The organism is Leclercia sp. LSNIH1, from assembly GCF_002902985.1.
GTDB lineage: Bacteria > Pseudomonadota > Gammaproteobacteria > Enterobacterales > Enterobacteriaceae > Enterobacter.
In genome coordinates, this window is record NZ_CP026167.1 from 3,467,867 (window position 1) to 3,490,582 (window position 22,716).

Annotated in this window: 24 protein-coding genes and 2 pseudogenes; 13 read left to right on the forward strand and 13 right to left on the reverse strand. The window is 57.9% G+C overall.

Annotation, left to right across the window (positions count from 1 at the left end):
* Positions 1 to 74 precede the first annotated feature (74 nt).
* Positions 75 to 980, forward strand: a complete 906-nt coding sequence (locus C2U54_RS17250) for an SDR family oxidoreductase (protein ID WP_103179760.1) — start codon at positions 75 to 77, stop codon at positions 978 to 980.
* Positions 981 to 1,044: 64 nt separating this feature from the next.
* On the opposite strand, the pseudogene C2U54_RS27290 reads toward C2U54_RS17250, so the two are convergent.
* Together C2U54_RS27290 and C2U54_RS17255 are read right to left on the reverse strand one after the other, a co-directional pair.
* A pseudogene (locus C2U54_RS27290) lies at positions 1,045 to 1,128 on the reverse strand (hypothetical protein); the annotation flags it as partial.
* On the reverse strand, positions 1,125 to 1,991 hold the full coding sequence (locus C2U54_RS17255; protein WP_103181087.1) for an MBL fold metallo-hydrolase: 867 nt from the start codon (positions 1,989 to 1,991) through the stop codon (positions 1,125 to 1,127). The gene C2U54_RS17255 and the pseudogene C2U54_RS27290, both read right to left, overlap by 4 nt.
* A gap of 91 nt (positions 1,992 to 2,082) precedes the next feature.
* Here C2U54_RS17255 and C2U54_RS17260 point away from each other — a divergent pair, with 91 nt between their 5' ends.
* Positions 2,083 to 3,006 carry a LysR family transcriptional regulator gene (locus C2U54_RS17260; RefSeq protein WP_103179761.1) on the forward strand — a complete coding sequence of 308 codons (924 nt, stop codon included), beginning with the start codon at positions 2,083 to 2,085 and terminating at the stop codon, positions 3,004 to 3,006.
* Here C2U54_RS17260 and C2U54_RS17265 read toward each other — a convergent pair.
* Complete coding sequence (locus C2U54_RS17265) at positions 3,003 to 3,908, reverse strand: LysR family transcriptional regulator (RefSeq protein WP_103179762.1); 906 nt, start codon at positions 3,906 to 3,908, stop codon at positions 3,003 to 3,005. The genes C2U54_RS17260 and C2U54_RS17265 overlap by 4 nt on opposite strands.
* A 138-nt stretch (positions 3,909 to 4,046) precedes the next feature.
* On the opposite strand from C2U54_RS17265, the gene C2U54_RS17270 reads away from it, so the two are divergent.
* Positions 4,047 to 4,976 carry an aromatic alcohol reductase gene (locus C2U54_RS17270; RefSeq protein WP_103179763.1) on the forward strand — a complete coding sequence of 310 codons (930 nt, stop codon included), beginning with the start codon at positions 4,047 to 4,049 and terminating at the stop codon, positions 4,974 to 4,976.
* 16 nt (positions 4,977 to 4,992) lie between these two features.
* Here C2U54_RS17270 and C2U54_RS17275 read toward each other — a convergent pair whose 3' ends face one another.
* A complete protein-coding gene (locus C2U54_RS17275) occupies positions 4,993 to 5,871 on the reverse strand; it encodes an AraC family transcriptional regulator (RefSeq protein WP_103179764.1) in 879 nt (292 codons plus the stop codon).
* Between the two features lie 158 nt (positions 5,872 to 6,029).
* Between C2U54_RS17275 and C2U54_RS17280 the strand changes: the two genes are divergently transcribed.
* Positions 6,030 to 6,785, forward strand: coding sequence for an SDR family NAD(P)-dependent oxidoreductase (locus tag C2U54_RS17280; RefSeq protein WP_103179765.1), 756 nt, complete (start codon positions 6,030 to 6,032; stop codon positions 6,783 to 6,785).
* Between the two features lie 29 nt (positions 6,786 to 6,814).
* On the opposite strand, the gene C2U54_RS17285 is transcribed toward C2U54_RS17280, so the two are convergent.
* Positions 6,815 to 7,405 (reverse strand): TetR/AcrR family transcriptional regulator, encoded by a 591-nt coding sequence (locus C2U54_RS17285; RefSeq protein WP_103181088.1) that lies wholly within the window; start codon positions 7,403 to 7,405, stop codon positions 6,815 to 6,817.
* 76 nt (positions 7,406 to 7,481) lie between these two features.
* On the opposite strand from C2U54_RS17285, the gene bdcA reads away from it, so the two are divergent.
* Entirely contained in the window at positions 7,482 to 8,195 is a 714-nt protein-coding gene (bdcA, locus tag C2U54_RS17290) for an SDR family oxidoreductase (RefSeq protein WP_103179766.1), read from the forward strand.
* Positions 8,196 to 8,274: 79 nt separating this feature from the next.
* Here bdcA and C2U54_RS17295 read toward each other — a convergent pair whose 3' ends face one another.
* Positions 8,275 to 8,766, reverse strand: coding sequence for a GNAT family N-acetyltransferase (locus C2U54_RS17295; RefSeq protein WP_103179767.1), 492 nt, complete (start codon positions 8,764 to 8,766; stop codon positions 8,275 to 8,277).
* 117 nt (positions 8,767 to 8,883) lie between these two features.
* Between C2U54_RS17295 and C2U54_RS17300 the strand changes: the two genes are divergently transcribed.
* Positions 8,884 to 9,801, forward strand: coding sequence for a LysR family transcriptional regulator (locus C2U54_RS17300; RefSeq protein ID WP_158251035.1), 918 nt, complete (start codon positions 8,884 to 8,886; stop codon positions 9,799 to 9,801).
* A 17-nt stretch (positions 9,802 to 9,818) separates the two neighbouring features.
* Here the strand turns inward: C2U54_RS17300 and C2U54_RS17305 are convergent, their stop codons facing one another.
* The 3 genes and pseudogenes from C2U54_RS17305 to C2U54_RS28120 form a co-directional block, all read right to left on the reverse strand.
* Positions 9,819 to 10,238, reverse strand: coding sequence for a translesion error-prone DNA polymerase V autoproteolytic subunit (locus C2U54_RS17305; RefSeq protein ID WP_103179769.1), 420 nt, complete (start codon positions 10,236 to 10,238; stop codon positions 9,819 to 9,821).
* A gap of 280 nt (positions 10,239 to 10,518) precedes the next feature.
* A complete protein-coding gene (locus tag C2U54_RS17310) occupies positions 10,519 to 11,403 on the reverse strand; it encodes a dihydrodipicolinate synthase family protein (protein ID WP_103179770.1) in 885 nt (294 codons plus the stop codon).
* Between the two features lie 18 nt (positions 11,404 to 11,421).
* Positions 11,422 to 11,656, reverse strand: a pseudogene (locus C2U54_RS28120) (EamA/RhaT family transporter); the annotation flags it as partial.
* Positions 11,657 to 11,718: 62 nt separating this feature from the next.
* On the opposite strand from C2U54_RS28120, the gene C2U54_RS17315 reads away from it, so the two are divergent.
* From C2U54_RS17315 to C2U54_RS17325, 3 genes are all read left to right on the forward strand, one after another.
* On the forward strand, positions 11,719 to 11,937 hold the full coding sequence (locus C2U54_RS17315; protein WP_103179771.1) for a hypothetical protein: 219 nt from the start codon (positions 11,719 to 11,721) through the stop codon (positions 11,935 to 11,937).
* A 32-nt stretch (positions 11,938 to 11,969) separates the two neighbouring features.
* Positions 11,970 to 12,152, forward strand: a complete 183-nt coding sequence (locus C2U54_RS17320) for a general stress protein (RefSeq protein WP_103179772.1) — start codon at positions 11,970 to 11,972, stop codon at positions 12,150 to 12,152.
* A 121-nt stretch (positions 12,153 to 12,273) separates the two neighbouring features.
* Positions 12,274 to 12,492: a hypothetical protein gene (locus C2U54_RS17325; RefSeq protein WP_103179773.1), complete on the forward strand. Its 219-nt coding sequence runs from the start codon at positions 12,274 to 12,276 to the stop codon at positions 12,490 to 12,492.
* A gap of 77 nt (positions 12,493 to 12,569) precedes the next feature.
* Here C2U54_RS17325 and C2U54_RS17330 read toward each other — a convergent pair whose 3' ends face one another.
* Together C2U54_RS17330 and cybB are read right to left on the reverse strand one after the other, a co-directional pair.
* Positions 12,570 to 13,838 carry an MFS transporter gene (locus C2U54_RS17330; protein ID WP_233210451.1) on the reverse strand — a complete coding sequence of 423 codons (1,269 nt, stop codon included), beginning with the start codon at positions 13,836 to 13,838 and terminating at the stop codon, positions 12,570 to 12,572.
* Positions 13,839 to 13,847: 9 nt separating this feature from the next.
* On the reverse strand, positions 13,848 to 14,375 hold the full coding sequence (cybB, locus tag C2U54_RS17335) for a cytochrome b561 (RefSeq protein WP_103179774.1): 528 nt from the start codon (positions 14,373 to 14,375) through the stop codon (positions 13,848 to 13,850).
* A 184-nt stretch (positions 14,376 to 14,559) separates the two neighbouring features.
* Between cybB and gap the strand changes: the two genes are divergently transcribed.
* Both gap and C2U54_RS17345 read left to right on the forward strand, forming a co-directional pair.
* Complete coding sequence (gap, locus tag C2U54_RS17340; RefSeq protein WP_103179775.1) at positions 14,560 to 15,561, forward strand: type I glyceraldehyde-3-phosphate dehydrogenase; 1,002 nt, start codon at positions 14,560 to 14,562, stop codon at positions 15,559 to 15,561.
* A gap of 103 nt (positions 15,562 to 15,664) precedes the next feature.
* The gene (locus tag C2U54_RS17345; RefSeq protein WP_103179776.1) at positions 15,665 to 16,591 is read left to right on the forward strand and encodes an alpha/beta hydrolase; all 927 of its coding nucleotides are present in this window, start codon (positions 15,665 to 15,667) and stop codon (positions 16,589 to 16,591) included.
* A 134-nt stretch (positions 16,592 to 16,725) separates the two neighbouring features.
* Here the strand turns inward: C2U54_RS17345 and aldA are convergent, their stop codons facing one another.
* Positions 16,726 to 18,165, reverse strand: coding sequence for an aldehyde dehydrogenase (aldA, locus tag C2U54_RS17350; protein WP_103179777.1), 1,440 nt, complete (start codon positions 18,163 to 18,165; stop codon positions 16,726 to 16,728).
* 199 nt (positions 18,166 to 18,364) lie between these two features.
* Positions 18,365 to 19,168: a YdcF family protein gene (locus tag C2U54_RS17355; protein WP_103179778.1), complete on the reverse strand. Its 804-nt coding sequence runs from the start codon at positions 19,166 to 19,168 to the stop codon at positions 18,365 to 18,367.
* A 390-nt stretch (positions 19,169 to 19,558) separates the two neighbouring features.
* On the opposite strand from C2U54_RS17355, the gene C2U54_RS17360 reads away from it, so the two are divergent.
* Positions 19,559 to 20,881, forward strand: a complete 1,323-nt coding sequence (locus tag C2U54_RS17360; RefSeq protein ID WP_103179779.1) for an MFS transporter — start codon at positions 19,559 to 19,561, stop codon at positions 20,879 to 20,881.
* Between the two features lie 152 nt (positions 20,882 to 21,033).
* A complete protein-coding gene (locus C2U54_RS17365) occupies positions 21,034 to 22,686 on the forward strand; it encodes an MFS transporter (RefSeq protein WP_168192022.1) in 1,653 nt (550 codons plus the stop codon).
* Positions 22,687 to 22,716 lie beyond the last annotated feature (30 nt).

Genomic DNA, 22,716 nt, shown 5'->3' on the forward strand with positions numbered 1-22,716 from the left:
CCTGATAATGTCTCTACTTTTCTCGTCTGACTATAGCGCTACTCTGTTCCGGAACCCTACTCTGGAGGTGTGTTATGCGAGTTTTTCTTACCGGCGCAAGTGGCTTTATTGGCTCCCGGATCCTCACTGAACTGCTGGCGGCCGGACATCAGGTTACCGCGCTCGCCCGCTCGGAGAGCAGCGCGCAGGCGCTCAGGAATACGGGGGCGGAGGTTCATCGCGGAACCCTGGATGACCCCGATACGTTAGCGGCGGGCGCACAGCATGCGGAAGCGGTGATCCATACGGCTTTTGATCATGATTTTCACCGTTTCGTCGAGAACTGTGAAAAGGATCGGCGGGCTATCCATGCCATGGGCCAGGCGCTGAAAGGCAGCGATCGCCCGTTGATTATTACGTCAGGAACCGGCATGGGCGATGACACCGCCACGGCATTAGCGCAGGAAAAGCACTTTAACGCCGGGAACAGCCATCCCCGGGTGGCAACAGAAACTGAAGGCAATGCGCTGCTTGCTGAAGGTGTTAATGTGCAGGTTGTGCGTCTGCCACAGGTGCATGATACCCGGCGCCAGGGCCTCATCACCTGGTATATTCAGCACGCGATTGAGAAAGGCGTTGTGGCCTGCATCGGTGAGGGCGATAACCGCTGGTCGGCGGCGCACGTCAGCGATGTCGCCGCGCTCTACCGACAGGTGCTGGAGCGTGGCGAAAGCGGTCAACGCTACCACGCTGTTGCCGAAGAAGGGGTGCCCCTCCGGCAGATCGCAGAAATCATTGCCCGCAAGCTCGATCTGCCGTACATCTCGCTCCCCTCCTCAGAGGCTGAAGCGCATTTTGGCTGGTTCGCTATTTTCGCCGCCATAAACCTGCGCGCATCCTCCGCCTGGACACGTCAGCAGTTGGGCTGGCATCCCACCGGCCCCGGCCTGCTCGAGGATCTGGAGAATATGGATTACGCGCCGCTGTTATCCTCCCGCTAGCCATCCCGCCCGGCGTCACCGTTGTGACGCCGGGAAAACGCCCTACCGGTTATACGCCCAGTCAGCCGTTGTTAAGCAGCGCATTCGCGACCGAGCCGCCCTGCTGACCCGTCGCGCCAAAAACCAGAATCACAGAAGCGTTGTTCATTGTTGCGTACTCCCGAAAAAGGTTGGCGTGTCATTCGCATCAGTCCAGCGATAGTGCCCATGTTCATCAACACTCAGCCAGCCGCAGGAGGAGCCAGCGAAATGGGCGCTACACCACAGGGCGTTATGTTCCGCACACCATGCCATCGCCCGACGCCGTGACTTTTCCGCCTCGTGATGGTCGCTGCAAAACACCGAATTCCATTCCGGGTGGCTAAACTGCCACGGTGAATGTGCAATATCCCCGGCAAAGAAGGCATATTCGCCGCCCGCAGAGAGGATCAACGCCGCATGATCAGGGCTGTGCCCGGGCATGGGGGTATAAGAAATTCTGCCGCTAAATACCGGCTGCGCGGCCACATCAACGGTTTCCAGCAGGCCCGCGTCAATCACCGGCAACAGGCTGTCGAGCCATAAATTCCGGTAGCGGTCACTGTTTTGTACCCGAATAAGCTCTTTCTCAGAGCAGATATAACGCGCGTTGGGAAACATCGGCACCCAGCGGTTATCCCGCCAGAGAGTGTTCCAGCCAACATGGTCAGTGTGCAGGTGAGTCAGTAATACCAGGGTCACCTCTTCCGGCTTAATGCCCGAGGCCAGAAAATTCTCCAGGTAGCCTGTGTGCAATTGATGGTAAAACGGATTACCACCGCGTTCGCGACCATTACCGGTGCCGGTATCAATCACAATAATATCGTCGGGAGTACGTATGACCCAACTGTGGATCGACAGCGGTACGCTCTGACGGGCCCATTCTGCGTCTGCGGGCCGGAGATAATCAGGATATAACTCCGCTGTTGGTATTTTAATTTCTCGCTCCATGATCTTAAAAATAACCGTGTCGCCTATCCGGTAAGATTGCATAACGCCCTCCGCCTGTTCTCGGCATAGTTGATTTACCAGGTTGAGATTCACTATGCTGCTGGGATAAATAACATTCAAATTGATTAACATGATGAAGAAAATCATTGAAAATGATTTTAACCGGATAGATTTGAATCTCCTGACGGTGTTTCTGGTGTTATACCGGGAAGCGAGCGTCACCCGTACCGCAGAGGTGCTGCATCTTGGGCAACCGGCCATCAGCGGGGCGTTGAAAAGACTGCGGGAGATGTTTGATGACCCGCTGTTCGTTCGCGCGGCCCGGGGGATGCTGCCGACACCGCGCGCCGAAGCCTTGATGGTTCATATGCAACCGCTGATGGAAAACCTGCATACCGTCATTTTTGGCGCTCAGGACTTCTCTCCCGCCACGGCAAAACGGACCTTTCGCCTGGGCATAAGCGACTGGAGCGAGCACTGGCTGATGCCGGATCTCCTGCCCGCCATCGCCCATCAGGCACCTGGCGTGGCGCTGCATAGTCTCCCCGCCGATCCCTTTCAGGTACGTCGATTACTGGAGGAGGATGCCATTGATATTGCCGTTTCGCTGAACAAGCAGAGCACGGGAGAGATCGTGAGCGAGCCCGTCATGACAATGGGCGTTTCGACGCTCTGGTCAGCAGAGCAGATCCCCTGTGAAGGGCCCTTGTCGGTAAACGACTTTATCGCTTATGAACATGTTATGGTGTCGTATCGCGAATCAAGCCACAGTGAAATTGACCGGCAGCTTGCCAGCCAGGGGTTGCAGCGGCGCGTGCGTTACGTGACGGCCAATTTTTCCACCTTTCCTCTGCTGTTAACCACGATGCCCGTTTTCGCCACGGTTCCCGACGGACTGGCCCGACGATGGCAGCAGCATTTTGCTTTACGCACCAGCGCCACGCCCGTGAATTATCCCTCGTTTACGTTGTGTCTGTTGCGCCACAAGCGCCGGGCGCAGGATCCGGCGCTGAACTGGCTGGTGGAGCAGTTAAAAAGAGCCATACAGCGCGTTTAAGCCCCCCTCACAGGTTGTAGCAGCACCGCGCGGCTCCAGTCATAAAATGCGCGCACCGAAGGCGGTAAATACCTGTTTTGCGGATAGACCAGCGAAAGCGGCAAATCAAAAGAGAGGTTATCCATGCAGGCGATGAGCGCGCCGTTTTGCAGGTAAGGCGCAACCAGATAGCTGGCGACACGGATTACCCCAAGCCCCTGTATACCGGCCTGAATATAGGCGTCGGTATCATCGACAACCAGCGTCTCCTTCATCCGGATCGCGCAATCGCCCTCCTCAAGGGTAAAAAACCAGTCGGTGGTGCGTCCGGTGCGATGGTTGAGATAGCCAACGGCGTAATGCCTTTCCAGATCATCAATATTTTCCGGCTTACCATGGGCGGCAAGGTATGCCGGAGAGGCCAGAACCACCCACTTAAAGTTCGCGAGAGGTCGAGCCACCAGCGTGGTTGAATCGTCGATTCTGCCGGTACGAATCACGCAGTCATACCCTTCCTGAATGATATCTTCGACGTTATCGCTGGAACACAGGATCAACTCCAGCTCAGGATACAGCTGCAGAAACTCCGCTAGCCTCGGGAGAATGCAGTGCCGGGCCAGCGACTGCGGCATCCCCACCTTGAAACGCCCTTTGGGCTGCGCCGCCCGGCCAGGAAAAGAGGATTCTATGGCGGCAATATCAGCCAGCACGCGTTTGCACTCCTCATAGTACCGTCGGCCATCGGCGGTCACGCTGAGTGTGCGGGTGGTTCGCTGCAGAAGCTTGATCCCGAGCCAGGCTTCCAGATCCTTAATCACGCGGGATACCGTTGAACGCGGCAATCCCATCGCTTCGGCTGTCCTGGCGAAGCTATGGGTATCCACCACGCCGACATAGACCTGCATTGCTTCCAGCTTATCCATATTGCCCTCCAGACCGACTGATTATGCCATTTTCACGAACAGTCTAACCCGTCCTCAGCCTCTTATCGCATAAACCACCCTGCCATAAAATGGCCTTAATAGCAGCAAACAAGCTGCTGACAAAGATGAGGAATAAAAATGACAGAGCGCAATGTTAATCAGGGCGAAAAAGTATTGGTGCTGGGAGCGGGACAACTGGGCACCGCCGTACTGGATTTTCTGATCCCGGCAGTCACACGGCGAAACGGCAGCGTCTCGGTTATCGTCTCGCCCGGGTCACTGGATCAACAGGGCAATCTGCTGGCCGATGATCATCAGCGACTGGCTGATTCAGGCGCAACATTTATGGCCGTTGACGTTGCAGCCAGTACGATTGAATCGTTAAAACCCCACTTTGCTGGCTTTGATACGGTGATCAACTGCATGGGTTTTATCGCCGGTGCAGGCACCCAGATAAAAATTACCCGCGCGGTGCTGGAGGCGGGCGTGAGACGCTACTTCCCCTGGCAGTTTGGCGTTAATTACGATGTGGTCGGCAAAGGAAGCGGCCAACCCGTCTGGGACGAGCAGTATGAGGTCAGAACCCTGTTGCGGGAACAGCGCGCGACGGAGTGGGTGATTGTGTCAACCGGTATGTTTACCAGCTTTCTCTTCGAACCGGCGTTTGATGTGGTGAATTTAGCCAACAGAACCCTTCATGCTCTCGGAGGATGGGACACCCAGGTCACCGTGACCTCACCCGCGGATATTGGCCGGCTGACCACGGCGATCTATTTGCAGCAGCCGCGTATCGTCAACGAGGTGGTCTTTGTCGCGGGGGAAACGACCTCCTATGGCAAACTGGCGGAAACGGTTGAACGCGTCACAAAACAGACCTTCGCGAAAAGCGTATTCACGCTGCCCGCCTTACAGGAAGAACTGCGTTTACAGCCGGATGATCCGATGCTGCGCTATCGCGTCGCCTTTGCCCGGGGAGAGGGAGTGTGGTGGCCGATGAGAGAAACCTGGAATGCGCGGAACAATCTGCCCACGCAGGATATTGCCTCCTGGCTCAAAACGGCCATTTAACGTTTGTCTTCCGGCCTCAGGCGCTGGCTTTAGCCAGCCGCCTGTCACGCCCCGGCGGCACGCCATACATCCGGGCATATTCCCGGGTGAACTGCGACACGCTGGCATAGCCTACCCTGTAGGCCGCCTGGGCAATGGCAGTTCCTTCTGTCAGCATCAGCCGACGGGCGTGGATCAGGCGCAGCTGTTTCTGAAACTGTAACGGCGAGGTGGTGGTGATAGCCCGGAAATGTTGATGGAACACGGAAACGCTCATTCCCGCCACGCCGGCAAGCTCTTCAACGCTTATCGTGCGGGTAAAATCCTTACGCAAAACCGCGACCGCGCGGCTGATGCGTGCGGAATAGCTCTCTGCTGCGCCAAGGGCACGGATAGCCGCCCCGTGTACGCTGCGAAGTAGCCAGTAATGCAGCTCTCTGCGTAATCCCTCACCCAGGACCGCCAGCGCAGGCGGGTCGTCAAACAGTCTTGCCAGCCGGTAAGCGGCATCCGCCACCCCGGCATTCATTGGTTCAATGCCGACGTAAGGCCCGTCACCCTGCCCTGCGGGTGCCAGCGCCTGAAGCTCACGCAGGATGGCAGTATCCAGCTCGAGCACCAGGGAATAGTAGGGATGGCGAAGGCTGGCCTGGGTAATCTGGCTGATCGTCGGCACATCCGCAGCAATCACCATCGCCTCGCCCGGGCCATAGTCAAAACGTTCAGTACCGGTCGTGACGCATTTGCGTCCCTGCAACAGCATCGCAATCAGCGGTTTGTTGATGGCCGCCTGCAAATCGCCGGGATGCAAAGCCCGGACAATCGTCAACCCCGGAACCGGCGTAGCAGCAACCCCGCTACGGTCAGCGTGCGTATCAGCATAGCGGCGGCAAAGCTCGAACAGTGCAGCAGGCATAGGATCCTTTCGGGCAAGTTTTTTAACGATAGTATGTGATAACTGGCGACAGAACACCCCCCTGGAAGAGAAATGGGCAAAACTTCACAAGGATCGGGCAATGGCCACAGAGGGGCTTCTCCTACTGTAGTGATACCACTCAACAGACAGGAGCTGTCATGAATAAAATCGCACTTATCACCGGCGCCAACCGTGGCCTCGGCCGTCGTACCGCCCTCGCCATTGCACAACAGGGGGGTGATGTCATTGTCGCTTACAGAGGAAACACCGAGCAGGCTGAAGCGGTTGTCGCGGAGATCCGCGCGCTGGGACGCAAAGCGATTGCCCTCCAGCTTGATATGGCGCAGACGGCAAGTTTCCCGCGCTTTGCTGAAACATTGCGCACGCAGCTTGCTGAAGTCTGGGCGCGCGACACCTTCGATCATCTGATTAACAACGCCGGTCACGGTGAGTTTGCTACCCTGGCCGATACCACCGAAGCGCAGTTCGACGGGTTGTTCGACGTTCACGTCAAAGGGGTGTTTTTCCTGGTGCAGGCGCTGCTGCCGATGCTGGCCGACGGCGGGCGGATCGTTAACTTTTCGTCCGGTTTGACCCGGGTTTCCTACCCGGGATTCTCGGCCTACGCCGCGGCAAAAGCGGCGGTTGAGATGCTGGGCGTGTATATGGCCCGCGAGCTGGGCGGGCGCGGTATCACCGTCAATACCGTCGCGCCAGGGGCCATTGAGACCGATTTCGGCGGCGGCCTGGTGCGCGACAACGCCGATGTTAACGCACAGTTTGCCGCCATGACCGCGCTCGGGCGTGTCGGCGTTCCCGATGATATCGGACCGATGGTCGCCAGCCTGCTGCGTGACGACAACCGGTGGGTGACCGCCCAGCGTATCGAGGTGTCGGGCGGACAGACCATCTGATCCCCACGCCATAAGAACCGGGTCTGGCCTCAGCGCGGAAGTAACGGCGCCAGGGCCAGCCTCGCCAGGCGCACGGTCTCCTGCAGACGCGCCAGACTATCCCCTGCCCGTGCTTTCGCCGACAGTCCCGCCATCAATGTGCTGATAAAGTCGGTCAGCCGAACGGCTTCGTGCGGATAGTATTGGGCAATATAGGCCCGGATAGTCTCTTCCGCGGCAGTGTGCAATTCGCTTGCCGCCTCGCGCGCAGGCCGATCGTTGCAGTGGATCCCTTCCAGCACCAGGCACCCGGCCGCCGCCGGATCGTTCACATAGCGTTTTGCCGCGTCGTGCAGAACATCCATCAGGCACTGCACCACCGGGCGGTCGTGACGCAGGAGTTCAGTAAAGGGGATCGCGCCAGTATGGCTATACCGCTCCAGCACCCGGGTGTAAAGCCCCAACTTGCTGCCAAAAGCGGCATAGAAGCTGGGGGGATTAATGCCGAACGCCTTCGTCAGATCGGCCACACTCACCGCGTCATAACCCTGCGAGTGAAAGAGGTGTTGGGCAGTTTCAATGGCCTGCTCAGGATCGAACCGGCGAGGTCGTCCTGGGGTACGGCTCTTTTTTGTAGTGATCACTACATTACTCCTTGACGGCACACGTAGCCGACGCATATTGTAATGACCACTACAATATCATAAGGAACGTTTTATGGCTGCACTGCAAAAGAGATCGGTACTGGTTTTAGGCGCAAGTCGTGGCATTGGCGCGGCTATCGTCAGGCGCTTTGCCTCCGAGGGCGCATCGGTGGTGTTCAGCTATGCGGGATCGCCAGACGCCGCCGCGCAGCTGGCCGCTGAAACCGGAAGCGTGGCGGTACAGACCGACAGCGCCGACCGGGATGCGGTGATAAAACTCGTGCGTGACAGCGGGCCGCTGGATGTTCTGGTCGTCAACTCAGGCATTGCGCTCTTTGGCGATGCGCTGGAGCAGGATAGCGACGCCGTCGATCGCCTCTTCCGGATCAACATTCATGCGCCTTACCATGCCGCGGTTGAGGCGGCCCGGCAAATGCCGGACGGCGGACGCATTATTGTCATCGGTTCTGTGAATGGCGATCGTATGCCCATTCCGGGGATGGCCTCGTATGCGGTCAGCAAATCGGCACTGCAAGGACTGGCGCGCGGCCTGGCGCGTGACTTTGGCTCACGCGGGATCACGGTTAACGTCGTGCAGCCCGGCCCCATCGATACCGATGCGAATCCAGAGAATGGCCCCATGAAGGAGCTGATGCACAGCTTTATGGCAATTAAACGACACGGGCGTCCTGAGGAAGTGGCGGGCATGGTCGCCTGGCTGGCGAGCCCGGAGGCGTCATTCATTACTGGCGCCATGCACACCATCGATGGCGCGTTTGGCGCATAATCCTTCAGAGGGAGGGGTCAGCGAGGCGCTTGACGAAGCGCTCGGAATAATGTTTGCCGGCGGTAATACGCAGGATAAATCAAAGCATCATCATCATTTCATGCCATGCCATCCCGCCGTGATCGGACTCCGACGGCCTGATATAGCGGTAGCCAAAATGGGCGTACAGATCGACATGGCGATCTTTACACATCAGGTGAATGGTCTTTTTATGCATCGCCTTCATGCGTGACACGAATTCACGCATCAGCAATGACGAATAGCCTTGTCCCTGGAAATCCGGATGAACCACCACGGACATGATTACTGCGTTTGGGGCATCCGGATCGTGGCCCACCAGTTCTTTAAACGCTTCGTCGGACATCACCACGTCCCATGCACAGCCCGCATTAATGAATCCAATGACTTCGCCCTCCAGCGTTATGCACAGAAAGCCTTCCGGGTAGCGATTAATGCGGGTTGCAATTTTTTCGCGCGTTGCCGCTTCATCCCCTTCATAGGACATCCTTTCAATCTCATGGCAACGATCAATGTCAGCTGCGGTTGCCTGGCGGAATACCGGGGTAGTCATATTTTTGCCTCTTCGTCATGTTGTGGGCGACAGAATACCTTGTTCCCGGCATGTTTGTGCTGCATGTTATGCAATAATAAACTGCATAATATGCACTTAACCGGATTCCGGGAAAATATGTATTCACCCCTACGTAAGCTCGATATGAATCTACTGCTGGTTTTCGATTCACTCTACCGGCACGGTAGCGTCACGGCTGCCGCCAATGAGCAAGCGCTTAGCCCTTCGGCGCTGAGCCATGCCCTGAACCGCCTGCGGGTCGCGCTTGCAGATCCGCTGTTCGTGCGTACCGGCGGTCGGATGGTGCCCACGGCCAAAGCGGAAAGCATCGCGGCGAAGATTTCGGGGGCGTTAGGCAGCCTCTCTTCCTGCCTGCTCGAGTCTGGGGATTTCGAAGCGGAAAAAAGCCGGGAGACATTCACCTTTGCCGTAACGGACTACACCGCCGCGGTGATCCTGCCCGCGCTGGTGGCACGGGTCAATCAGCTGGCGCCAGGCATCACCCTTAAGCTTGTCTATTCGCGGGATTTTAATGCCGATGACGATCTGCTGTCGGGTAAGGTCGATTTTGCCCTGGGGTTCGAAGAGGAGCAAAAGCCCTCCCGACGCGGCATCGAATCCATGACCTGTTTTACCGATGACTATGTCGTTGCCGTGCGCCGTGGTCATCCGCATATCCAGGATTTGCTGACGCAGGAAGGTTACCTGAGTGCCGGGCATGTGGTGGTGCGCCCGTGGCTGGAAAGCCGCGGGATGATCGATCGTTATCTGGAAAGCCAGCAGGTACGTCGCCGGATCGTCGTGGAACTTCCCAGTCTGATGATCGCCCCTCTGATTGTTTCCCAGTCCGATCTGGCGATCACGCTGCCCAAAAGAGGAATAGCGTCGATCTTTGATATGAAAAACCTGATGGTTTTTGCTCCCCCTTTCCCGACACCGCAGTACATCCTGAAGGCCTATTACAGCCCTACGCTGGGTAACTCACCCGGACATGTGTGGATGAGGGAGCAAATTCTGGCGATATGCGATCGGTAAGATCCGGTGTATGCAGCCTAATCCGCCGACTTCACGATATAGGTCACCACGCCAAAGATATCGAGCGACTCTTCGCTGCTCACGAGGATGGGCGAATAAGCGCTGTTCATCGGGTTAAGCTGTACCCGGGGCCGGAGCTGCAGGCGTTTTACCGTAAATTCCCCCTCCACCGCGGCGATAACAATATCCCCGTGCTGCGCCGTTCTGGCGCTGTCGACAATCAGCAGATCGCCGTCGCCGATCCCGGCGTCAATCATCGAATCCCCGGCCGCCTTCACAAAGTAGGTCGAGTTGGGATGCTGAATAAGTAATTTGTTTAAATCGATACGCTGTTCAACATAGTCCTGGGCCGGACTGGGAAAACCGCACTGCACCACATCGCTGAAAAGGGGGAGCGCAATCACCTCGCGCAGCGCTGAAAGTTGGTAAAACTCCATGATTCGTTCCTCGAATACTGTTTTTATATACAGTAGTCGTGGCGCGAAGCGCAATCAAGTCGCAGGCCGACAACGGCGGTTTATTACTTAACCGCTTCGCTTACAAGTGATTATTGCAATTAGAAATATTTGTTTTGTAAATGTTTTCTGGCCTGGAGGTCTTCAAACAGGCTGATGAAGGATACAGAGGGTGCGGGCACGCTCCCGCTCCTCTGCCATCAGTTCGGTGATATCGCCAGGCCGCCCGCGCATTGCCCGGCGGCGCTTCGCTTGCACGGGCCTACAAAACCCGCTCTGCCACCTCCTGCAACGCATCCCGCTCCGCCCCCGCCAGCGTCTGCAACGGAAAAGGCAAACACGGCGCCGCAGCCCTTCCCCGCAGCTCCGCCACCGTCGCGATCACCCGCAAACTCCCGTATCGACGGAAAAATCTCCATAACGGCTCCAGCACGCCGTTAAGCCGCCGGGTCTCCTCCACATCCCCCCGCAGCGCCGCCTGCGTCAACCGCAGGCAATAATCCGGGAAAAGTCCGGCCAGCACCGAGTACCAGACGTCGCACCCTGCCAGCAGACCGGCAGCCGACTGCGCATCACCGCTGATGCCAATCGTCACCCCCGCCGCCACCTGGCTTTTCAGCTTCGCCACACGGGCTAAGGCGTCAGCCGGATCGGCAGGCAGATCGCCGAGCTTGATGGAACCCATGTTGGGTAAAAACGACAGCGCCTCCAGCAGTTCATCATTAAATTCAAAGCCGCTGGTCGCCGGGTTGTCGTAGATACAGAGCGGAACGGAAATTTCACCGCAGAGGCGCTCGTACAGACGGAACACTTCCTCCGCCGTCAGTTTCTGGTAACAGAGCGGGGCCAGCAGCAGACCGCTCACCCCGGCCTTTTGCGCATCCTCTGCCAGTCTCACGATCTCTTCTGCGTTGACGCTGCCGATACTGGTCATCACCGGCACGCCCGCGGCGGCACTCACCGCCAGCCTTGTGGCGGCGAAACGCTGCTCCCGGGTTAAGTAGGCGTAACTCCCCGTGGAGCCCAGCGCGCCGATGGAATTTACCCCCGCTGCCGCCAGCGCCTCAATCAGCGCAACAAAGGCGTTTTCATCAATCTCCCCCTTTACCAACGGCGTGAGAGGAAATGCGCTCAGACCTGTAAACATCCTGAATCCCTTATAAAATTAGCGGCCAAATTTTCGTGATCCCACGACATAAAGAATCACGTCAAAGATGATAAATACCATTAACGGGCTCACCCTCTCATGCAGCAGCGTGGCGGGAGCCCCAGCCCGAAAAGCCTGTCCCATGCAATGATGCAGGCATTGTCAGCAGAGCGGCAACCACCATGAAAGGTAGTGCGATAATCAGCGCCCGGCTGATCACCTGCCAGCCACCCGATTTACGGGCCATCGCGGCCATTGAGCCTGAGCAGAGCCGCTAAGACTTATCTTAAATTCCCTCAGAAAGGGAATTATTTTATGAATCTGCAAACACCCTTTACCACCCGGAAATTATTCGTCAGATATATAAGGAATGCTAACTTATTTATTAGCGAGGATATATTCCCTGGAGCCGGTGAAAAAATAAAATTTGTTAGCCATGAGCAAGGAAAAAACGCATCGGGAGGCTTATTGACGTTTGTTCCGTTCTGTCTAGATTTATTTGTGCACGCATTTGAGGAAGTTGGTTTTCCTTAAAAGTATTCTCAACGAAAAACTGGAGACAAGTTATGGCTAATCATCGAGGCGGTTCCGGCAATTTCGCAGAAGACCGGGAGCGTGCATCCCAGGCGGGCCGTAAAGGCGGACAGAGTAGCGGCGGTAACTTTAAGAACGACCCGCAGCGGGCATCCGAAGCGGGAAAAAAAGGCGGACAAAATAGTCGCGGTGGCGGACGCAAACCCGCAGCGTAATCCGCTGCGATATATCTTCCGCTAACGGCGATATGTCAGACAATATATTCATGGACGTACCGAGCGGCAATTTTGCCACACCATGCAAACGCAGCCCGATATATTATAAGGAGGTTAGAGTATGCATTTGAGACGAAGAGTTCGTAACGCACGCAATAATCATCGCACCCGTGATGATGTTGGCTGGATAATTCCGGAGGATGCAGAGTGTACGCGTTCGCCGGATAGCGGCGGCCCGGCGCTCAATATCATCAAGCGTGATGACGCTGACCGTGAAGTGAGGCTCAGTCAGCGTCAGTCGTACCTGGTCAACGCCATGGCGCACCGCGATCTGAAGTAATCAGCTGTTAAGTGATGCAAATTTGTTGTGTTTATTTTTTTGCCCGGCCTTCCCCGCCGGGCTTTTTTATGCCGCCCCTAGCGACGCAACGGCAATCCGGCGCTCTCTTTCGCCCGTAACACCGTCAGGAAGGTGATCAGGGCGGCCATCATGACAAACAGCGCGGGGGCGAGCGGATTGCCACTCTTCAGAACCAGCCAGGCCGAGAACCACGGCGTGATACCGCCAAAGAACGCCACCGCCACGTTATAGGCGATAGCGATACCGCCAAAGCGAATCCGGGTAGGAAACAGCTCCGCGATAGCCGCGCAGCAGGCCCCGTCAAAGGCGGCAATGCAGATCCCCAGCAACAGCATCGCCAGTAGCGCGGAGACGACATCGCCCTGCGCCATCAATCCCATGGCAGGCCAGCTCAGGAGGATAAACCCCATGCAGCCCGCCAGCATCAGCGGCCTGCGGCCAAACCTGTCCGACAGATACCCCATAAAGGGCACCATCACCGCCACAGCTAACAGCCCGAGCGTGGTAATAAGGTATGCCTGCTGCGTCGGAAAGCGCAGCGCCGTCGTCAGGTAGCCGGGAATAAAGGCCTGTAGCATCCAGTGCCCCACCGCCTTGATGACCACAAAACCGATGCAGAAGCCCAGCGCGCGCCGCTCGGTGGTGACCGCCACCTGCAGCGGGGCGGCCTCGGTTTTATGGCTTTGCTTCAGCGCCAGGAATTCGGGAGAGTCTTCAAGATGGGTGCGCAGGTAGAGGCCAATCCAGCCCAGCGGCCCGGCGAGCAGGAAGGGAATGCGCCAGCCCCACGCATTCATCGCCGCCTCTCCCAGCACCGTGGTGAGCAGCACCACCAGGCCAGAGGCGGCAACAAAGGCCAGAAAGCCGAAGTTATCGATCCAGCTGGTAAAGTAGCCCCGGCGGCGGGCGGGAGCATATTCCGCCAGAAAGGTGGTGGCTCCTGCGCTTTCGCCCCCGGCGGCAAATCCCTGAACCAGACGCACCAGCACCAGCAGCACCGTGGCGAGAAGCCCCACCTGCGAATAAGTGGGCAGCAGTCCGATCAGAAAGGTGGCGCCCGAGGTCAGCATGATCACCGACGCCAGCACCCTCCGGCGTCCGATGCGGTCCCCGAGGGAGCCAAACCACAGCCCGCCCAGCGGACGCATCACAAACCCGGCGCCAAAGACCGCGAACGACGACAGCAGCGCCAACGCCGGATCGTCAGCCTGGAAAAAGTGCAGGCCAATAAACGCGGCCAGCGTGCCGTAAAGCCCAAAATCGAACCATTCAACAAAATGGCCGACACCGGTGGCAAACAGCACTTTGCGCAGCTTACGGGACACAGGATCCCCTTAGCGTTTTTTCGGCATCATGCGCAGGAGGGTATTGTCTTTCCAGTAGTAGTGGTGAAGCAGCGCGGCAAAGGCGTGGATCCCGATAACGAAATAGCCCAGCTTCGCCAGGGTGACGTGCCACGCTTTCAGCGTGTCCACGAGATCAAAATTGGACTCGGCGGCGTGCGGCATCCCCAGCCCGAACGCAAACCAGGTATTGCCCCGGTTATACATCATCACCAGCCCAATCAGCGGCAGCGCAATAAACAGCAGATAGATGGCGAGGTGCCCCAGATGCGATAAGCCGATATACATCGGTTTTGGCTTAGGCACAATCGGCGGCGCGGGATACTTAAGACGCACCAGCAGACGCGCGACCATCAGCACCAGTACAGAGATGCCGCATGAAACGTGGACCATATTGATCAGTGGGCGGTCGCTGCGGGGGAACCAGCCGCGAAACTCCATGGCACAGTAGGCCACGATCACCAGCAGAAAAACCAGCCAGTGGATCGTGATTTGCAGGCCGGTGTATTTATTGCGCATAGTCTTTCCTGAACAGAAGGCTAAAAAACGTAAAATAACCCAGCTTCAGTTAAAAATTCATTATTTATTCTCCCGCACTTTTCAAAAACTTCCGTGCAGATGAGCCATCTTCAATTGCCTCGCTGGGCTTCATGGTCTAATCCTGGATGAGTTCAACGTCCCGTACATCACACAGGAGAAGATCATGAGTAAGATTGGCATTAACGGTTTTGGTCGTATTGGCCGACTGGTTCTCCGTCGGTTGCTGGAAACGCAGGACAGTAATAGCGTGGTGGCGATTAACGATTTGACGTCGCCAAAAGTGCTGGCCTACCTGTTAAAACATGACTCTAACTATGGCCCCTTCCCCTGGAGCGTCGACTTCACTGAAGACGCGCTGATCGTCGACGGGAAATCCATTTCGGTTTACGCCGAGAAAGAGGCGAAAAACATCCCGTGGCGATCTGCGGGCGTGGATCTGGTAGTGGAGTGCACCGGGTTCTACACCTCGCAGGAGAAATCCCAGGCCCATCTGGACGCGGGCGCCAAAAAAGTGCTGATCTCCGCCCCGGCCGGCGAGATGAAAACCATCGTCTTTAACGTTAACGACGACACCATCGAGGCCAGTGACACCATTATCTCTGTCGCCTCCTGCACCACCAACTGCCTGGCCCCGCTGGCGAAAGTGCTGCACGACGCCTTTGGCATCAAGGCGGGCACCATGACCACCATCCACGCCTATACCGGCACCCAGGCGCTGGTGGATGGGCCGCGCGGCAAGGATCTTCGCGCCTCCCGCGCCGCGGCGGAAAACATCATTCCGCACACCACCGGCGCGGCGAAGGCCATTGGGCTGGTGATCCCCGCCCTGAGCGGCAAGCTGAAAGGCCACGCCCAGCGCGTGCCGGTTAAAACCGGCTCCGTCACCGAGCTGGTCTCTATTCTGGATAAAAAAGTGAGCGTGGATGAGATCCATCAGGCGCTGAAAAAGGCCACTGAGGGCAACGAATCCTTCGGTTATACCGACGAAGAGATTGTCTCGTCCGATGTGATCGGCAGCCACTTTGGGTCGATATTCGATGCCACCCAGACCGAGGTCACCGAGGCGGGCGATGTCCAGCTGGTGAAAACCGTCGCCTGGTACGACAACGAATATGGTTTTGTCACCCAGCTGGTGCGGACCCTGGATAAGTTCGCGGCGCTGTAATCACCCTGCGGACAGCCAGGCTGTCCGCAACCTGTGAAACTGTTCAGGTTTTCATTCCGTTAACCCTGCTATAACAAACGCTTTCCAGAGAGGGAGCGTTAACATGGAAGCACTCAGCCGCGAAACACTCGAACAGAATATGGCCCACGCTGTTAGCAGTTCGGCCACCTTTACCATCTGGCCCGATAATGAAGCCCCGGGCGCGCAGACCAGCGACGCCGTCTTTACCCCGGAACCCCACCACACCGGTACCTCCCACTTTGATCGCGCCGTCACCGGCATCCGCGCCCCGGAGATAACCGTCTATACCCCGAGCAAACCTAACGGGGTGGGTATCCTGGTGACGCCGGGCGGGTCATACCGCCGCGTGGTGCTGGATAAAGAGGGCAGCGCGCTGGCCTCCTTCTTTAACGCCCGCGGCTACACCCTGTTTGTGATGACCTACCGCATGCCGGGGGATGGTCATGAAGAGGGGGCCGACGCGCCGCTGGCCGACATCCAGCGCGCCATGCGGGTGATCCGCGCCAGTGCCGGGGAGTGGCAGCTGGATCCGGCGCGGATTGGAGTGCTGGGCTTCTCGGCGGGCGGTCACGTGGCGGCGAGCCTCGGTACCCGCCATGACGAAACGGTATACGCCCCGCTCGACGCCGCCGACGCGCTATCCGCCCGTCCGGCTTTTATGGCGCTGGTCTATCCGGTGATCACCATGCAGGGCGAACACTACCACCCGGGCTCGCGCCTTGAGCTGATGGGTGACAACCCTGGCGAAGAGCTGATCCGCCGCTATTCGCTGGAAGCGCGCGTCACCCGCGATGCCCCGCCGACCTTCCTGCTGCATGCCGCCGACGACCCGGCGGTGAAGGCCGAGAACAGCCTGGCGATGTTTACCGCCCTGCGCCGCGTTGGGGTGCCGGTTGAGATGCATCTGTTCGAGCGCGGGAAACATGGATTCGGCATCCGCGATGCCCAGGGGCTGCCGGTGGCCCTCTGGCCGGAGCTGATGATGAACTGGATTGCGACGAAGGTGTAAGCGGAAGGGTGCAGTCTGGATGCCGGGTGGCGCTGCGCTTACCCGGCCTACAAAACCGGCAAACGGCATCGGACACGTAGGCCGGGTAAGGCGAAGCCGCCACCCGGCAAGCCTCGCGCCACCCGGCGTCTCTATCACGACTGCAAATAGACCACCTGGGTCTGCAAATACTCGTGCAGACCGTGTTTGCCATCCGCTCCACCGATCCCCGATTTACGCCATCCCGCGTGGAAGCCCTGCATCGCTTCAAAGTTCTCGCGGTTGATGTAGGTTTCACCGAACTTCAGCCCTTTAATGGCCTTCATCGCCACGTTCAGATCCCGGGTATAAATCGAGGATGTCAGACCATAATCGCTGTCGTTGGCCATCTTCAGCGCCTCCTCCAGGGTGTCAAATACCACCACCGGCAGCACCGGTCCGAAGGTCTCTTCGTGCATGATGCTCATCTCCTGACGCACGTCCAGCAGCAGCGTTGGCGGATAGAAGTAGCCCTTCCCTTCCACCGCTTTGCCGCCCAGCACCACTTTCGCCCCCTGCTCTACCGCCAGCGCCACCTTCTGCTCAACACGCGCCAGCGCCGCGGCGTTGATCAGCGGGCCCATGGCGATGTCGTTACGCTCGGCCGGGTTGCCAAACTGCACCGCTTTCATCGCTTCGCCCAGACGGTTTGCAAAGCGGTCGTAGATGCCCTTCTGCACATAGACGCGCTCGGCGCAGTTACAGACCTGCCCGGTGTTGATCACCCGCGAGTCAACAATCGCCTTCACCGCCAGCTCCAGATCTGCGTCGTCCATCACGATAGCCGGGGCTTTACCGCCCAGCTCGAGGCACACTTTGGTGATGTTCTTCGCGGCGGCGGCTATGATCTTCTCGCCTGCGGCCACGCTGCCGGTCATGCTGACCATCGCCACTTTCGGGTTGCCCGCCAGCTCCTGGCCCACGGTTTCCCCGCGTCCCAGCACCAGGTTAAAAACCCCTTTCGGCAGGCCGATCTCGTCGACGATTTTGGCGAAGGCGATGGCGTTGTTCGGAGTAAATTCGCTCGGCTTAATGACGATGGTGTTGCCGGTCACCAGCGCAGGTGCCAGCTTGCGGGCGATCAGGAAGAACGGGAAGTTCCACGGCAGAATACCGGTGGTGACGCCCAGGGCGCGTTTGAACAGCAGAATGTTTTCGCCCGGACGATCGCTCTGGATAATTTCGCCCTCGTAGCGGCGGGCCCACTCCGCCATGTAGTCGAGATAGTCGGCGGTGAAGGAGACCTCAACCTCCGCGAGCTGCTGGATCTTGCCGCCTTCGGCAACGATCAGGGCGCTGATCTCGCTGGCGCGCTCACGAATGCCTGCCGCGATTTTACGCAGCCAGCCTGCGCGCTGGATGGCAGGCAGTGCCTCCCAGGCCTCCTGGGCGCGTTCGGCTGCGTCAATCGCCTTGCGGGCATCTTCGGCACTGCCGTCGGGAATACGGGAAATGACCTCTTCGGTGGCCGGATTGATGACATCAATCCAGGCATCACCCTGCCAGGCTACAAACTGTCCATCGATATACATAGGATGTTGTACGGGTACTGTCATGACTCGCTCCTGTAATTACACTGTTTTTAACAAGTAAAATTATTGTTAAAAACTACAGTTCCCGATCCTCAATCCCAGCGTATCGCGCTGTTTTTGTGAGATATCTCATAAAAGAAACGGGTCAGCAGGAGGAAAACATTACATTCCGGCAACAGAGAGTTGCCCGTTTGCGTCAAACTCATCGCAAACGGGCAACGCGTTACAGCAGCGCGCGGCTGGCCAGCGCTTCGGTGAGCACCTCATCATGACGCAGGATCTGCCAGGCGGCCTCTACCTCGGCAGGAATATCCACATGCACGATAAAATCGCGGCCAAGCGGACCGTAGCCATTGATGTCATCCCGCAGGCGCGGGAGCTCGCCCAGCACCAGCGACAGATAGCGCTCGACGGGCCACAGCCCCTCGCCGCCGCCGCGGAACACCAGGCCCTCATCACTGTTTTGCAGTTGCGGCACAATGCCGGGATGGCTGGTCCACGACGGGGCATCTGGCTTATCGCGCCAGACGCGGGCAAAGGTCGCCATGGTCCGCCGCTGCATGGTCGGGTCCTGCACCACAATCCCGCGCGTCACCCTTAGCTGATGATGGAGGAACGTCGCGGCGCTGAAGCGGGCATTTTCACCGCAGTTGGTGGATTGATCTTCAACCAGCAACCGCTCCGGCGGAATATGCCAGAACTCCCGGGCAATCTCCGCCAGAATGGTGGCCTCGGCTTTGCCGGTAGTGCGCACCTTGTTATAACGCGGATGCTGCGCGATGGCGGCATATAAGAAGGTGGTGGAATGGCCTATCCCGCCGCTGATCAGCAGCGGCACGGCAAGCTCCGATGCCAGACGGCAGGCTGCGTCGATGGAGGGGATCACCGCATTACCGGCCAGCACCACCAGATCCGGCTGTAGCGCGGGCGGATTGTAAGGCAGATTGTCTTCAGCGAGCCAGGCGCCGACTGTATTGACCGCAGACAGGGTTTTATCCGGCAGAGACGGGAAGATTGTGAGACTCATCGTTACCTCCTTCCAGCAAGTAAGTTCAGGGTAACGCGCGGGCCGTCGGTTAACAGAGGATCCCTCTGAAAGCGAAATCGGCAGTTACCTTATAAGAATAGTCATTAAACTGAAATAACCAGAAACGTCCAAAAATCAGGCGGTTGCACCTGCATTATATGCTGTAACTTAGGCCATTAAAAAAATTAAGCGCCAGAAATATCGCCATTAAAAGCAGTGATTGCTGCTTATTTCAGCGTGATCTGACCAGTTTTCACCTCGTCCTGCTTGCCAAAAGTAACAGCTCTCCCTAAGTTGCTTAACAATTCGACAACCTTTTTTCCTTTCTGGGTTGCACCCGAAGCGCGCCGGGTGTCACCCGCTTCATCATCCACTGGGCGGGATCACGGTATGACACAACAACACGAAAGCAGTACCGCAGTTTTACGCAAAAATAAAAAGGTGCTGGTCGCCAGCCTCACCGGCAGCGCCATTGAATGGTTTGACTATTTTCTTTACGGCACAGCCGCGGCGCTGGTGTTCAACAAGATCTTCTTCCCGATGGTCGACCCGGTCATCGGCCTGATTTTGTCCTATCTCTCGTTCTCGTTAACTTTCTTTATCCGCCCCATCGGGGGGGTGATATTCGCCCACATCGGGGATCGTATCGGGCGCAAAAAAACGCTGGTGTTAACCCTATCGTTGATGGGGGGTGCAACCGTGATGATTGGGCTGTTACCTACCTATGAGCAGATTGGCCTCTGGGCCCCGGCCCTGCTGATCCTGATGCGCATTATTCAGGGAATGGGAATTGGCGGCGAATGGGGCGGTGCTCTGCTGCTGGCTTATGAGTACGCGCCGGAGAAGCGTAAAGGTTTCTTCGGCAGTATTCCACAGGCGGGGGTGACCATCGGCATGCTGATGGCGACCTTTATCGTCTCGCTGATGACGCTGTTCAGCGAAGAGGATTTCCTCTCCTGGGGCTGGCGTATTCCGTTCCTGCTGAGTTCGGTGCTGGTGCTGCTCGGCCTGTGGATCCGTAAGGATATCGACGAAACGCCGGAGTTTAAAAAGGTGAAATCCTCCGGCAAGGTGGCCAAAGCCCCGCTGCGCGATACGCTGAAATACCACTGGCGCGAAGTGCTGATCGCCGCCGGGCTAAAAGTGGTTGAGACCGCGCCCTTCTACATCTTCTCCACCTTTGTGGTCAGCTACGCCACCACCACGCTCAGCTATCAAAAATCGCAGGCGCTGGAGGCCGTGACCCTCGGGGCGCTGGTCGCCACCATCATGATCCCGCTGATGGGGCTGCTGTCGGATAAGGTCGGTCGCCAGCGAATGTATGCCGTCAGCGTCTTTGTCCTCGGCCTGTTTATCGTGCCGTGGTTTATGCTGCTCAACACCGGCACCACGTGGGGCATCGTGCTGGCTACCGTCATCGCTTTCGGCGTGCTGTGGGCGCCGGTCACCGCGGTACTCGGCACCCTCTGTTCAGAAATTTTCACCGCCAACGTCCGCTACACCGGCATCACCCTCGGCTATCAGCTGGGCGCAGCCCTGGCGGGCGGCACCGCGCCGCTGATTGCCACCGGCCTGCTGGCGAAATATAACGGCGACTGGGTGCCGGTGGCCTGGTATCTGGCGGTCACAGTGACCATCTCCCTGATTGCGATCTTCTGTGCCAGCCGGGTTAAACGCGCCCCGGTCATCAACGCACAAACCCACGAACTCTGATCCCCAGGCGGCCAGCACTTGCTGGCCGCTGTCATACTTACCGCTCACATTTGATTAACCCGCTATTATCATATTCACTTGAAACAGACTTTGCGTCAGACGTAGAATCATTAGCCCACTAACTATCATCAATGCGACAGGTAATAAACGCTATGCGACTGCCCCAACGCGACCCTTATGCTCCTCGCGAGTGGCAGCCTCACGAAAAGCCAATGCTGTTAGGCTCCCCCTCCACCCCGATCCACAGCACGCCCAAACGGGTGGCCTACGGTGTGGTGGGACTGCTGGTATGCCTTACCGGCGCGCTGGGCAATGCCATGGTTTCGGCCAACCTGCAAAATCTGCAGGGCACCTTTGCCGCCTGGTCCACCGAGATCGCCTGGCTGCCCGCGGTGTACGTGATGACTAACGTGTCGATAAACCTGCTGCTGGTGAAGTTTCGCCAGCAGTTCGGCCTGCGCGCCTTTACCGAAGGGTTCCTGGTGCTCTATGTGCTGGTGACCTTCTTTCACCTCTTCGTCAACGATCTCAGCTCGGCCCTGATGGTGCGCGCCGCCCACGGCATGGTGGCCGCGGCGCTCAGCTCGCTTGGGATCTACTATCAGATCCAGGCCTGGCCGGCGAAACATCGCCTGAAGGCCCTGACCATTGGTATCACCGGTTCCTCGCTGGCGATCCCCATTGCGCGGCTCTTTTCCACCGAGCTGCTGCAGCTGGACGAGTGGCGCGGGCTCTATCTCTTTGAGCTGGGTCTGGCGCTGATCTCGCTGGGCTGCGTCATCGCCCTCAAGCTCCCCCCTGGCGACCGGCGCAAGGTGTTCGAGAAGAAAGATTTCATCACCTTTATCCTGCTGGCTCCGGGGATGGCGCTGCTCTGCGCGGTGCTCTCCCTTGGGCGGCTGGAGTGGTGGTTTGAAACGCCGTGGATCGGCTGGGCGCTGGCAGGTTCGCTGGTGCTGATTGTCTCGGCGGTGGTCTTCGAACATAACCGCAGCAACCCACTGCTGAATACCCGCTGGCTCTCCAGCGGCAGCATTCTGCGCCTGGGGCTGATTATGCTGCTGATCCGCATCGTGCTGGCGGAGCAGAATACCGGGGTGATTGGCTGGTTGCAGTATGTCGGGTTGCAGAACGAGCAGATGACCCACCTGGCCTGGGCGATTTTTGCCGGCATCCTCTGCGGCATCGCCGCAAGCTGCCTGACCATCAAACCGACAAAGCTCGCCTGGCCGATTGTCACCTCGCTGGTGCTGATGATTATCGCCTCGCTGCTCGACAGCCAGTCCACCAGTCTTACCCGTCCGGACCAGCTGATGCTGAGCCAGTTCGTGCTGGGTTTCGGCAGTGCATTCTTCCTGGCCCCGGCGATGCTGGCCGGGATTGGCGGGGTGATTGCCGATCCGCGCAACCTGGTCAGTTTTTCGGTGCTGTTCGGCATGAGCCAGAACATTGGCGGCCTGTTGGGTTCCGCCATTCTCGGCACCTTCCAGACCTGGCGTGAGAAGTACCACTCCAGCCTGCTGGCGGAACAGCTCACCAGCCTTAATCCGCTGGTGAACGAGCGCCTGCAGATCTACAGCCAGATGTACCGGAGCCTGATTGGCGACAGCGCCCTACTGAGCACCCAGTCGGCGTTGCAACTACAGAACGCCAGCACGCTGCAGGCAAATATTCTCGCTTACAACGATACTTATCTTCTGACGGCTGGCATTGCCAGCGCCACGCTGGTGTGGATCCTGTGGCGTTTGCTGCGGCTTCGTATCACGGCCCGTCTGGCGCTGAGAAAGGCCACCGGCAGTAAATAATGGTTTATACAATAATGATGATTGTGCGTT